Raw genomic sequence first — 12895 nt, forward strand, 5'->3', positions numbered from 1 at the left:
GTGAAGCGGTATCAGTCCGACTTCTTCAGGCGGTTCTTAACGGCATTGAGGCCGCGGTACGTGGCTCGGCCCAGTGCGCCAGGGGCCTGTCGAAGATCAGCCAGATGGGAATTGGTGGTCTCCAACTCCCGACGCAGCACAGCGATCTCCGTGTCGCGGCTGGCCAATTCTTGGGCAAGGTGTTGCCGCCGCCGCTCGACCTGAGCGAAGCGGCGACGGGTCCGCTCGTCGGGATCCGACCCAAGCATCTCGCTGACCGCGGACTCGATGTTGTGTTTGGCTCGATGCGCGAGATCCAGTCCGATTCCTGCAGATTCCTTCATTGTCACAGGATCGAGCGCTTGCGCCACCGCGTCGTCGAGCCGGTCCGGCGTGACGTCATAGGGCATGTGGGGATCCCACGTGGCGGAGTAGGAGTTCAGCTTCCGTTTCGTCAGACTGATCCGCGGAACGTCGTACGCGGAGGAGACAATGCGGCCATGCAAGGACAGACCGATCCACAGCCGAGCCGACGCGATCTCATCAACGAGGTCCAACGGGCGGCGCGCGGTGGATATATCGATCTCACGCTCAGGCGCAATCTTGCGCATATGGGCGATCAAGCGTTCGTAGGAGGCCGCCGAGTCATGACCAGGGGCGGTGCCGGCAATGAAGAAGCGAATCCGGTACGGAGCGAGACTCTTGCTCCGGGCAAGTGCCTCTGCATGGGCTTCATAGCCGTGCCTTTTCAAGTGGTCATCGGAAACCTGGACCAGCACTGTGTCGGACTCGGGGGCCCTTTGCCTCGGACGGGTCAGCGCGATCGTATGCACAAGGTCCGGCGCGACGGTGTGCTCAATGCCCTGTGCGGTGAAGAATTCACTCGATCCGTCGTCGCGCACAGAGATTCGATCTGCTTCGCGAACCAGGGCCATGATGGTCTCCAACCGGTCGCGGGGCACGTTGGGCGCACCGACGAATCCCACCGAGTTCAAGGTCAGTGATGCCGAGGCGTTCAGGGGGTAGGCAGTTGGACGAGGGATGTAGGGAGAGTCGATCGGCGTGCTACCGCAAACAGAATCGATAATCCTCTTCTTCTCAGAATGCGAGGCTGCACGGTAGGTCTTCAGTATTGCCGGCGGGACCGACATCCTGAAGGCCGTCATAAAACTGGTCGCGCCTACCTCACCCCCGACAGTCCAGATGTGGTCGAACTGCTCTGACTCGAGGAGTTTTCCGAAGGCCGGAATCTTGCGGTCGAGCAGCGTACTCATGTCGCTGGGAAATGGGGCGGCGGCGGTCACATCCGCTCCGGTCAGGTAGTTCTCGGTCTGGATCAGGAAGAGCAGATCGCCGAAGTTGTCGCGCTCATACGCACCCACGAGTAGAACTCGGGGCCTGCGATCATCAGACATTGTCGTCCAATCTCTGGATATCCTCTTGAGCGAGGTGGAATTCGGCCGCGCCTGGGGGGTCTGGTATTGGTTCGCCCGAGGCCTTCGCAGCGCGGATGGCTCGGATATAGGAGCGGTAGGCCTCCGTGACCTCCTCAGGGTCGCCGTCCTTTAAGAGGAGGCCTTTGTGCAACCAAATGACACGCGAGCACATCCGTTTGATTGTTTCGAGCGAATGGCTTACGAGAAAGATGGTGCCCGCCTGCTCACGGATCTTCTCGATACGATCCTTGCTCTTCTGTCTGAAGTCCGCGTCGCCGGTCGCCAGGGCCTCGTCGATCATGAGGATGTCGGGCGTGGCAACGGATGAGATGGCGAACCTCAACCGCGCCGCCATTCCTGATGAGTATGCCTTCATCGGCATGTAGACGAATTCGCCAAGGCCAGCAAATTCGACGATCTCATCGAATTTCTCACGTATCTCTTTGAGGCTAAGACCTAGAGCTAGCCCACCGATCAGAATATTGCGCTCACCGCTCAATTGACGCATCAGGACGGCATTGACGCCGAGGAGGGACGGTTCGCTGGAGACGTAAACTGCACCACGGGTGGGTGGTATGAGACCCGCTGCGGCCCGCAGGAGGGTGCTCTTACCGGAGCCGTTAATCCCGATGATCCCAATCGCTTCGCCCTGGTGGGCGACCAAACTGACGCCTCGCACTGCTTCCACCTCGGCGACAGAGGCAATGTTCCCCTCCGTCAAGCGCCTGATCGCTCTCGCGAGCGCAGAACGAGGAGGAGCACCTCCCGCCATGGCGCGAGCACCGAAGACCCGGTAGTTGACGAACAGATTGTCGATGATGAGCGATGGTGGACCCGTCGGCACTGGACCCGTGGCGGCGTCCGGTAGATCGACGGTGTCGATCTCGAAGTCGAACTCCTCGCTCTCATTCACGGCCATATCGTTCCTCCCCACGCCAGAAGAAGAGGAACCCACCGATGAGGAACAATGCGGCCCACCCGAGTGCCCAGATGTAGAGCGAGAAGTCGAGCGGCATCGTTGGCTCCTGGGTAAGCGCCTGGCGAGTCATGCTCAGAAAGAGCGCAACAGGTTGATGGTTCATCGCCGGCAGAAGGCTGGCTGGCGCGTAGTGCGAGATGCTGAACAGAACGCCGGAGCCGTAGAAGATGAAGCGCATGATGAACTGAATGACGTTCATGATGTCAGGGGTGGCGGCAACGATGCGGGCAGCAATCATGGCGCAGCCTGCGTTGAAAATGCTGAAGAGGATCACGATCACAGGTAGCAGGAGCCACTCGGGCGTGATCGACACGAACTCGTATCCGGGTAGGAAGCCAGTCACAAGGATGATGGCCGCCATTACGAGGAGTGAGGGGATCAGGGTTGCCAATTCAGTGGCAACGGCTGCGATGGGAAGCACTGCGCGTGGAAAGTGCAGCGCCCGGACCAGGTCCAGTTTCTCCGAGATGGACTTTCCTCCCGCCACGACCGACCGCTCAAAGAACCTGAACATGAATACACCGATGACGATGAACGCGATCACGTTGTCCACGCCCCGGTCCGTACTCAGGATCAGGCCGAAGACGATCACGTAGACCGTGGCGTTGAGGATCGGCGTGACGATCGCCCACAACTGTCCGAGGTATGAGTTCTGGTTCTCCGCGTAGGCGCGTGATCTGGCTAGCACCCGGATGAACTGACGGAACCTCCAGAGTTCTCCCAAGTAGGGGACCAGCCGTGGCCGGATGCCGATCTGCCAGAGCCCGCTCTGCTGGGCGAGAAGTGCTAGAGATGCTGAGGTGCGGCGATGGTCGGGCATTCCCGATGCCGTTCCCTGACGGTCTTCAGGCACCGCGCCTCCTTCCCAACGTGATCCTCCTGAACGAGGATGCGGATTCTGCCGGTCGAGCCTACAAGGTGTCCGCCGAGGAATCGGAGTAGATCCCCGTGTCCTCGATCACTCGCTTGCTGACTGACTCGCGCTGGGCGACTCATCGCCAGCAGCGAAGGTACCCCGCCACACCGATGGACTGGTCATTTCCGGAAACTCTTGTCTATAGAGCTGCCGCAGCCGGGGCCAGCGACGAGCGATTCGTCGGTGAAGTACAAGGCTCTGAACCCAGAGACTGACGAATGCTCGGCGGTCGCGACGGAGCCATCTCACTGTAGTGCCGTCGCGTGACTCGACAAGGACCGAGTCGTGCCAGGGCAGGACTGACCAGTGTGCTTCAGTGTGCTTCAGCGTCTGCTGAGGCTTGCGAGTGGCGCGGCGCGGGACCGGCCGCAGCAATTGTCTAGCCACTGCGCGGAGCGTGAACCTTGCCAGGGTCAGCCCGGACGGTCCGGCCTGAGTAACTCCGTCGTCGGCATCGACCTCCCGCGGCGGGCGACCTGTCGGACGCGACGTGGATTCGACATAGCCGTCCGCGGCGGCCCGCAGCGAAGGCAGCGCCTGCGAGAGGCTCCGATGTAGTGTGCCCGGCCCATTGAGCACGTCGACCAATGCTCGATTGCGGATACTGACGGCGTAATACTCCATTGACAGCAGCAACTTCAGGTGGAGGCGTCCGGTGTCACGGAGAAGGAAGCCCCCGCGCGGGCGCTCGGCGTGCAAGAGTGCCGTGATCAGGCGGTTTCGAGCGTGGAAATATGCCTGCCAGTCGACCGAATCGTTCTTGTCCAGCCAACTGACGTGCCACAGAGCGACACCGGGCATCGTCACGGTAGCCACATCGTGCGATATTGCGCGAAGCCCGTACTCAGCATCGTCCCACTTGATAAAGAACGGTGCGGGAAGACCGGCCTTGTCGAGGACGTCAGTCGGAATCAGGCACATCCACCAGCCGTTGTAGTCGGTGCGGGATGAGTGGTGTAGCCATGACTCCTGGGTGAGGCCCCCCCCTGCGAGGTCGTGCCGCTCCGCTTCGGGCACCGCGGGACCCCACATGAAGTTCGCCTCGTCCACGATCTCCGACCAGGAGTGCAAAACTGTCGGATGGCGCAGATCAAGCATGTGGCCGCCAACGATGGTCGGCTCATGACAATACGAGGCGAAACGGTGCGCGCGGAAGATGCTGTCGGCTTCAATCCTTACGTCGTCGTCGAGGAAGAGCACGCCATTCGAGCGCGGACTGAGCAAGGCTTCCGACGCCGCTCTCGCAAACCCTCCGGAACCGCCGAGATTCTCCTGATTAATGATCCTCAGTTGGGGACCGAAGGCCTCAGCCAACTCCTTATAGGGCTCCTGGTCAGCAACCCTGTCGGTGCCCTGGTCGATCACGCACACCGTATCGACAACGGCGCGCGTGGTCGGGCTTGCGCAGAGAGTCTGCAGCGTGCGAATACAGAAGTCGGGCTTGTTCACCGTGGTGATGCCTAGGGTGACGTTGCCAGTTCGTAGCGGATCCTGGTCCACGACCCAGGACCCCGAGACGGTGCAGGTAGAGATCGGCTGCAACTCGAACCAGCACCAACCTCCACTGTTGAATCCCTCAAGAGCAACATCAAGGGACAGATGGGCCGCGGCGGTCCGGACCGAGTTCTGCCACGAGCTCGAGGCAAGTTCGGTCGCCCGCCCGCTTGCGTCAGAGCCATAGAGCGTGATCTCACCGGATCCAGTCAGCGTCAGGGCGAGGGTCACAGTGTCGACCGCAGTGTGTTGGCGCCAGACGCTGGCTGGGAAGGCGTTGAAGTATGAGCCGAAGGAGACGTGTGAGCCAGCCACCAGAGTTGCTTCGTAAGCGGATTCGACCGTTGGCTCCGAGTTGCCGGGGACGACGTATAAGGGCAGGACACCTGGAGGTCCATTCGTGGGAAACACTAGGTGCTGCAAGGTCTGCACGTGGGGCCTCTCGGTGGGTTCGGTGTCGTGGCAACACGATGGCTCGGCCCATTATGGACAGATCGGCACCCCGTGACGACCCCGATCTGCGGTTAGACTCGGCGGAACTTCCCTGCCCACCTTGGATGAATGGAGCCCTGTTGCCGCCGATGCTGCGCGTGTCGAGACGTGGCCTCCGACTGACGGAAGACGGGGGCAGTCGGGCCGAGGCTACGGTTGACGTCCACTTCGACGGGCACCGTGTTTGGTCGACCGCCCTGAAGCCGGCCCTGATCGGCAGCCAAAGGGTGGCCCAGTGGCCCGAGGCCCTGCGCCCCTACCTCAGGGGCCGGACCACGGTGACTGTGACAGATTCGTCTACCGGAGCCGAACTGGCATCTAAGGCGGTCCGCTTCCCAGGCGAGGGACGTGTGCGCGTAACTGATGCTCGCGGACGCTGGCTCGCCATGAACAAGTGGGACCGACTTGGGCCGACGTTGGACGGCAATGCCCCCGGAGTTCAGGAACGGCTTGTTACGAGTGCGAGGGATCTCGTAGACCTGCTCGAGACGTGGGGATACCCGGTCTACATCGTCGGTGGGACGCTACTTGGTGCGATTCGTAACGGTCAGATGATGCCTCATGATGACGACATCGACCTTGCATGGCTATGTGATGAGCCGACGTTGGCTGACGTCTCCCTCGCCAGTTACGAGATGGAGCGCAAGTTGCAGGCTGCCGGGCTGGCGGTCGTGCGGCACAGCCTGGCCCACCTGCAGGTGACGTATTTCGACCACGAGGGGGCGACTGACCACTATGTCGACATCTTCACCGGGTTCTACGACGAGGGACTGTATAACCAGCCATTTGCCCTGCGCGGGGAACTCTCGCGTCAGGATCTGGTCCCGGTGAGTTCGATGACCCTGAACGGGGTCTCGTTTCCTGCACCGGCGCGGCCCGAAGGGTGGCTGGTCTACGCTTACGGCCCAAACTGGAGGGTGCCGGACCCTAGTTTCAAGTTCGTGACCCCGCCCGCGACGCTTCGGCTGTTCGAGACCAAGTTCGGTGTCTACAACCGTCAGCGGGTTTGGTGGGAGAAGTACTACGAGGCACTCCCAAGCCGCGTGGCGTCCGAAGACGGCAATGAGGACGTGGACCGGTTCCTGGCTGACGTCCCGCCGGGTTCAAGGGTGATCGACCTCGGTTGCGGGGACGGGAGGCTCACCGAACGGATCGCCGAGGCGGGGCACCGTGTGACGGGCTATGACTACAGTTACGAGGCTCTTCGGCTCGCTCGAATGACTCAACCTGCCGGTGTTCAGTACGAGTACCTGAATACGAACGACCGCAATCCGGTGCTCAGCCTTGCTCTAGACCTAGTGGAATCAAAGCAGGACGTGTACTTCTTCGGTGGAGACCTACTTCACTGCGTTCCGCAAAATGGACAGGAGAGCATATTTGTCCTCCTGCGGGCGGCCTTGAAGCCGCGAACACGCGGGTTCTTCACATTTCTGAGTGACGAACACCGTGCCGCCAATCCGGTCAACCCGAACACATGGAAGTTGGACTTGGCAACGCTGCATCGGCGGGCGAGATCCTTCGGACTAAGCATGTACTCCTTAGGGTCCCGTCCGGTCCAGACCGAGTGGGGGCGCCGAACCCAGCAGACCGTCGTGCTGTGGCGATGACCGACGAGGAGGAGGAGTGAACGAACGATGAAGCAGAAACTGGCGAATCTGGTCCGCCGGGTTGCGCCCCGCACGGTCCAGAACCTGGAGGCCATCACTCGATGGGACGCCGAGTATGAGGACAACGGGCCGCGAATCCTGGTGTACGAGCGCGAACTCCGCGAGTTGCGACGCGAGGTCGATGCGATGCGCCGGGAGCAACGTCGCGTCGTCGAACTTTACGACGCCGTGTTCGAGCATGCCCGAGGATCTGGTGAAGTACCTCCGGATGAGGATGCCCGGAAGCCCTGACGGATGACCAAGGTCTCAGTAGTAGTACCAACGTACCGCCCGGGGGACGGCCTCGACCGCGTGGTCAGCTCGCTCCAGCAGCAGACAATGCCGCAGAGAGACTTCGAAGTGATCTTCGTGGATGATGGATCGCCAGATAATACCTGGGCGACATTGCAGCATCTCAGGAAAAATCATGACAACGTCCGCATCGCTCAAATCGAGAATTCTGGCTGGCCTAGCCGCCCCCGGAATATTGGTATCGACATGGCTGAGGGCGAGTACATCCTCTTCATGGACCATGATGATGCTCTCTTCCCTGACGGACTGCGAGCATCCTACGAGTATGCCGTGGAGCACGAATCAGACGTCCTAAGCCCAAAAGAAACAAAGACAAACGATATCGGTTGGGGGATCACAAACTACGCGAAGAACATTGGGAATGCGCGCCCGAAACAAGGTATCGCGTCACTGTTTCCGATGATGCCTCATAAGTTCTATCGGACATCATTTCTTCGTGAGCACGGAATAAGGTTCCCCGAAGGGCGCCGAATGCTCTGGGAAGATATCTATTTCAACGTAGCAGCTTATCGCAATGCGCGCGTCATATCAATCCTGGGCAATGTGCCTGTCTACTTGTGGATCGAAACGGCCAGCAATAACTCAAGTAGTTACGGTCCGCGAGATGCTGAGTATTGGGAGAAACTGCAGTCTCTCTTCGCCTATATTGCAGAAACGCTCAGTGGCGAGGAGGATGCGGGCGCCCGAGAGGCGATTACTGCGCACGTGTACAACACGCGAGTAGTCGGGCGGTTGTGGGCTGAGTTGGGGAGGGCGGACGGGGAATGGATCGAGGATGCCGCGGGACGGGTCCGGGAGATCCTGGATCGGTACGTTCCCGAGCGGCTCGATCGTCGTCTCCCTCCCGTCTCCAAGGCGCGAGCGGCCCTCATTCGGGACGAGCGCTGGAGCCTGATCGAGGAGTTGCGACGTCTGGACGCTGGATGGTCGGCGAAGAGCGCCGTCCAGGATCTTGAGTGGCGCGGCGGTGAACTTGCCGTGACTACGAAGACAGAATGGACGCGACCTGATTCGTCGCCACTACTCTTTGATCGTGAAGGCGACCGCTATCTTCGTTCCGTGTCGCGTACGCTCCGGGAGGCATTGCCGGATGACATCCTTGATGTCACGGAGGCATTAGACCGAGCCCAATCGTCAGTGCTCCTGCGCGATCGATCCAACACACTGACGTGGTCGGCGCATTCGACTACTCAGACCTCTCTCAAAAAACAGGACGAGATCCCACAGGAGGCTGGCAGAGATCCGGTGCGATTGGTGCTTGAATCGCGAGCCAGAATCGATTTCCGCACAGTCGCGGGTGGGAAGGCGCTCACCCCGGACGTCTGGGATGTGTATTCCCGCAGTACGAGCCATGGGCTCCAATCTATTCGACGGGTCGTTATGGCCGAGCCCGCGAGCGTGGCAATTATTGATGGGCACGTCGCGATCGCCTACCGAGGCAAGGGCGGGCAGTTGAGCCTCGACATCGGAGAAGGACTGCGGAGTTTGGTGCGTAGTTCGGTGGTAGATGCTGAATCTGCTCGCGTGACTCGGTCCGGTCTGTCGACAGTACAGATTGTGATGCCCATCGACGGCGCTCACATTGATGGCGAAGGATCGACGCACGGGAGGGTGGTCCCTGTGCTGGGAAACCAACGGCTGGCGCGGGCCATTTTGTCCGATCGATTGGCACGCCTTGCACTCGTTGGGACCTTGGTAAGGCGACTCTTGACCCGGCCCGTGCGGGTGCGGGCCGAGGGTGGTGTCGCATGGATCGAAGGCAAGGTGCTCGCGGTGCCCGGTCGACGCAAACTGGCCTTTCGGTTCGGTAGGCGGGCCGAGATAGCCGAGTTCGTGCTACGCACCCCACTGCGAGGTGAACCAACGTTCCACCGCAAGTGAAAGTTGACTAGGCATCGGCCGCAAGATAGAGGAGAGTTTGGTTGAGGACTGCGCTTATTGGTTACACCGGGTTCGTCGGATCGAACTTCCTGGCTCACCAAGAGTTTGACGACCTGTACAACTCGTCCAACCTGCCCGAGATCGAGGGAAGGGAGTACGACCTCGTAGTCAGCGCGGCGAGCCGTGCCGACTCCCACCGGATCAATGCCAACCCAGAGCCGGACCATCGGGAGATAACGGAAATCGCCCGGCTGATCTCCGGAGCCCGGATTCATCGACTTGTGCTCGTTTCGACCGTGTGCGTTTACCCTGCAGGAACGTCGCCCGATGAAGACAGCCCGATTGAATTCGATCGGTTGACCCCGTACGGCGCGAACCGCGCGCGTCTTGAACAACAACTGACTGAGCGGTTCGAGACTCTGGTCCTTCGGCTCCCGCAACTTTACGGCCAGAATCTCAAGAAGGGCGTCGTATACGACCTCGCGAATGACTACCGAGTTGAGCACATCAAGCCCCGTTCGCGCTTCCAGTACTACGACCTGGGCAGAGCCTGGCACGATACCGCCATCGCCCTCGACCATGGATTGACCTCACTCAATATCGCCACTCCCGCACTGAGGAGCGACACGGTAGCCCGGGAGGTGTTCGGCGTTGACATCTCTGACCAGTTGCCTGACGCGCCCCTGGGGGAGGATTACACGCGGGACATGCGAACGAAGCATTCGGCGTTGTTTGGGGGACCAGCGGGGTACCTCATGACTGCAGAGGAGTCCCTTGCGGCGATCAGGGACTTCATAGGCGCGGATGAAAAGGCAGCGGACGGTGAGAGAGGAGCGAGACTCTGATGTATGAATCACACAAAGTTTCTGCGATTGTGACGTGCGCCGGACGAGGCGTGCGGTTCGGAAGCAACAAGCTCCTGGTCAAACTCGCTGGCGTGACGGTGCTGGAGAAGACGGTGAGAGAGTTCATACATCCAGCGATCGACGAAGTGATCGTCACAGTGAGCGAGGAATACCACGACACGTACCGCGAGATTTTGGTCGAGCAAGCCAAACTGCCCGTTACTCTTGTTCGAGGCGGCGAGGAACGATTCATCTCAGCCAAGTTGGGCCTGGATGCCACTAGCGGTTCTATCGTGATGGTCCATGACGGTGTGCGGCCGTTCGTCAACGCGGAACTTATCGACCGAGCCTTAGAGGCCGGGGTCACTCATGGCGCCGCTATGCTCGGTACGCCGACGGTGGTCCAACTCAAACTCGTCGACGACGACGAGTACGTGACCGGGAGCCTGGATCGCTCGCACAGCTGGCTGGGCCAGACTCCGCAGGTATTCCGGCGTGATTTGCTTGAAGAGGCGTACGCGAAGGCACTTGAATCGGGGTACACACGAGTCAGCGATGACGCCGACCTTGTGGCTGAGTTCACCGGGCACAAGGTGAAGATCATCCACGGGGAAGACTACAACATCAAGATCACGACTAGGACTGACTTGGTCATCGCTGACCAGATCATGGCGCAGGGGGATTGGGGCTAGTCTTGAACGCCCGGGGTGACCAACCGGTCAAGGTGAGCATCATCGTTCCCACCTATGAGTCTGGGGATGGCCTACTAAGTGTAGTGAGATCGCTTGACGAGCAAACGATGCCGGCAAGTGACTTCGAGGTCATCTATGTGGACGACGGATCACCCGACGGTACGTACCAGCAACTCGAGGCGATGGCGGCTGAGCGTAGCAACGTGCGCACTGAACGCATTGGACACTCCGGCTGGCCGAGCCGTCCCCGAAATGTGGGATTGACCTTGGCGCGGGGCGAGTATGTCCTGTTCATGGATCATGACGACGCGCTGTACCCACAGGCTTTGGAGCGGGCATATGAGATTGCTGCACGAAACAAGGCGGACGTGGTAAACGGCAAGGAAGTCCGAACGGACCAGCCTAAGTGGGCGATCGAATCTTATTCTAGGAATGCCGACAATATCGTCGGTCAGACCGAACGTCATCCGCTCTTGCCGACAAATCCACATAAACTATATCGTCGCGGCTTCTTGAACGAGCACGGGATCCGCTTTCCAGAGGGTACGCGCGTTCTTTGGGAGGACGTCTACTTCAATATCGATGTTGCCCGGCACGCTGAGGTGGTCTCGGTACTCGCGGATACACCCTTTTATCGGTGGATCCGCGATCGTGAGACGGCCTCCAGTACCTACCGAGACGACCCTGTGGAGTATTGGCGAGGAGTGCGCCGGATCATCGAGTATACCGTGGAACGCTTGGATGGCCCGGCTCGGTCACTTCAGAGGTATCAGATGCTCGCCTACCAGTTTCGCCATAGGGTCGCTACGGCGATCGACGTGGACGTTGCGCGTACCAGCGACGAGCGGCGGGTGCATCTGGCTGAGATCTTCAAGGTCCTCAACGAGGATTTCGATGCGGCGTTGCCTCAGAGGTTGCAGGCTCGTGTACGGCTCGCACGCGAAGGTCACTGGTCCGCGGTCGAACGGCTGGTTCAACTCGACACAAGCAACGTCGGGCTAACAACCACGCGCTCGGTCCGGTGGGAAGACGACTACTTGGCTATAGAGACCCTCACCCGATGGGATTCTGGGTTGCCCGGACGGTTGCGCGCTCGTGGGGGTCGTGTGTACCTCGACGTCCCTTCCGAAATCACCGAACTGCTCCCAAGCGACCTCCTCGACGTCACCGAAGAGGTACGAACCGCAAGCACCGAGATTGGAATTCGGGGGCGAGCGAGCCTGGTTAGTTGGATGTTGCCGACGGAGCAAGTCGTCGAACTCGAAGAGCAGGACGACGAAAGGGCGTTGGTAACGATCCGAGCGACTGCGCGCCTTCGACGATCCACAGGTGCGCTCGGCGCTGAACTAGCAGAACCCACGTGGGACTTCACTGCTCGCAACCAACTCTTCGATGCCATTAGCCAGCGCGGCCTGCGGACCGACTCCACTCCGCAGGTTGCGTTGGTCAACGGGCACGCCATGATCTCGTACCGGAACAAGCGCGGGATGCTCAGTGTCGACTTCGACCAAGCAACGCGCAGTATTGCCGGTTCGGCGGATCTAGCAGTGGTCGAAGGACACGCTGTCGCCAAAGGCCTGCGACGCCGAACGATCGAAGTGGATATCCCCCTTCGTGGGGTTCACATCGAGGGCGAGTCAAGAATCAACTCCTCCGTGCGACTTCACTCCATGGAGGAGTTCACCGGTTCGATCGTGGCTGACAACCGCGGCGCGCGACTGGTGGCGAAATTTCGACGCATCCCGGGGGAGTACCGTCTGTCGTTACAGACCGATGGCCGGGATGTGCCCACAGGCGTGATCGTGACAGTGCCGGCCCGAGGGAAGCCGTTCCTCACGCAGGGCTAACGGTGCAGGCGCATAATGCGGACATGGACCGATCTCGACGGGCGCAACGCGCAAGGCCCGTACCACGCACGATCTGGATCTGGGCGATCACACTCTTTCTCATCGACCTGGTCCTCATGCTGGGCTTCGTCGCGCACATTGCAGCGCGAAGATACGACGCGCTTGGCTTCTTTTCTTACTGGCGCTGGCACGGAGAACAGGATCGCAGTTTCCTTGAGATCCTCGGAGCGACCCAGTTGGTTGCGGCTGCGGTACTCCTTCTGATCCTGACACGCCGAAGGACTCAAGCGTCCGTCTACAGTGCATGGGCTCTGCTGTTCGTTGTGATGGCGGTCGACGACCTGGCTGAGTTACATGAACGAGGCTCGCGGTACCT

11 protein-coding genes are annotated in these 12895 nt (G+C 60.3%); 7 read left to right on the forward strand and 4 right to left on the reverse strand.

Translation table 11 applies throughout. The features are described 5' to 3' along the window. Positions 1-11 precede the first annotated feature (11 nt). The 4 genes from ACO0LV_RS12340 to ACO0LV_RS12355 all read right to left on the reverse strand — a co-directional run bounded on the left by ACO0LV_RS12340 (position 12) and on the right by ACO0LV_RS12355 (position 5236). Entirely contained in the window at positions 12-1361 is a 1350-nt protein-coding gene (locus tag ACO0LV_RS12340) for a polysaccharide pyruvyl transferase family protein (RefSeq protein WP_424788199.1), read from the reverse strand. A 25-nt stretch (positions 1362-1386) separates the two neighbouring features. Then, positions 1387-2328: an ABC transporter ATP-binding protein gene (locus ACO0LV_RS12345; protein WP_424788200.1), complete on the reverse strand. Its 942-nt coding sequence runs from the start codon at positions 2326-2328 to the stop codon at positions 1387-1389. Then, complete coding sequence (locus ACO0LV_RS12350) at positions 2321-3247, reverse strand: ABC transporter permease (RefSeq protein ID WP_424788201.1); 927 nt, start codon at positions 3245-3247, stop codon at positions 2321-2323. The genes ACO0LV_RS12345 and ACO0LV_RS12350 overlap by 8 nt, the downstream gene beginning before the upstream one ends. Before the next feature lie 105 nt (positions 3248-3352). Continuing rightward, positions 3353-5236, reverse strand: coding sequence for a glycosyltransferase (locus ACO0LV_RS12355; RefSeq protein ID WP_424788202.1), 1884 nt, complete (start codon positions 5234-5236; stop codon positions 3353-3355). A 446-nt stretch (positions 5237-5682) separates the two neighbouring features. On the opposite strand from ACO0LV_RS12355, the gene ACO0LV_RS12360 reads away from it, so the two are divergent. The 7 genes from ACO0LV_RS12360 to ACO0LV_RS12390 all read left to right on the forward strand — a co-directional run. Then, a complete protein-coding gene (locus ACO0LV_RS12360) occupies positions 5683-6903 on the forward strand; it encodes a methyltransferase domain-containing protein (protein WP_424788203.1) in 1221 nt (406 codons plus the stop codon). Positions 6904-6930: 27 nt separating this feature from the next. Then, on the forward strand, positions 6931-7194 hold the full coding sequence (locus ACO0LV_RS12365) for a hypothetical protein (protein ID WP_424788204.1): 264 nt from the start codon (positions 6931-6933) through the stop codon (positions 7192-7194). A gap of 3 nt (positions 7195-7197) precedes the next feature. Next, positions 7198-9135 carry a glycosyltransferase family 2 protein gene (locus ACO0LV_RS12370; protein ID WP_424788205.1) on the forward strand — a complete coding sequence of 646 codons (1938 nt, stop codon included), beginning with the start codon at positions 7198-7200 and terminating at the stop codon, positions 9133-9135. Positions 9136-9176: 41 nt separating this feature from the next. Next, positions 9177-9980: an NAD-dependent epimerase/dehydratase family protein gene (locus ACO0LV_RS12375; protein WP_424788206.1), complete on the forward strand. Its 804-nt coding sequence runs from the start codon at positions 9177-9179 to the stop codon at positions 9978-9980. After that, positions 9980-10672, forward strand: a complete 693-nt coding sequence (locus ACO0LV_RS12380; RefSeq protein ID WP_424788207.1) for an IspD/TarI family cytidylyltransferase — start codon at positions 9980-9982, stop codon at positions 10670-10672. Before ACO0LV_RS12375 ends, ACO0LV_RS12380 begins: the two co-directional genes overlap by 1 nt. 32 nt (positions 10673-10704) lie before the next feature. Then, positions 10705-12519 (forward strand): glycosyltransferase family 2 protein, encoded by a 1815-nt coding sequence (locus tag ACO0LV_RS12385; RefSeq protein ID WP_424788208.1) that lies wholly within the window; start codon positions 10705-10707, stop codon positions 12517-12519. Positions 12520-12542: 23 nt separating this feature from the next. Next, positions 12543-12895 (forward strand): hypothetical protein (locus tag ACO0LV_RS12390; protein ID WP_424788209.1); only part of this gene is annotated, 353 nt, incomplete at its 3' end.

The organism is Pseudactinotalea sp. Z1739 (assembly GCF_049725055.1).
Taxonomy (GTDB): Bacteria; Actinomycetota; Actinomycetes; order Actinomycetales; family Beutenbergiaceae; genus CALKWS01.

What these genes read in the sequence shown, in the direction of transcription:
- ACO0LV_RS12365 (WP_424788204.1), top strand. Translation starts at nt 6,931, where the DNA reads ATGAAGCAGAAACTGGCGAATCTGGTCCGCCGGGTTGCGCCCCGCACG.
- ACO0LV_RS12360 (WP_424788203.1), top strand. Translation starts at nt 5,683, where the DNA reads ATGAACAAGTGGGACCGACTTGGGCCGACGTTGGACGGCAATGCCCCC.
- ACO0LV_RS12380 (WP_424788207.1), top strand. Translation starts at nt 9,980, where the DNA reads ATGTATGAATCACACAAAGTTTCTGCGATTGTGACGTGCGCCGGACGA.
- ACO0LV_RS12370 (WP_424788205.1), top strand. Translation starts at nt 7,198, where the DNA reads ATGACCAAGGTCTCAGTAGTAGTACCAACGTACCGCCCGGGGGACGGC.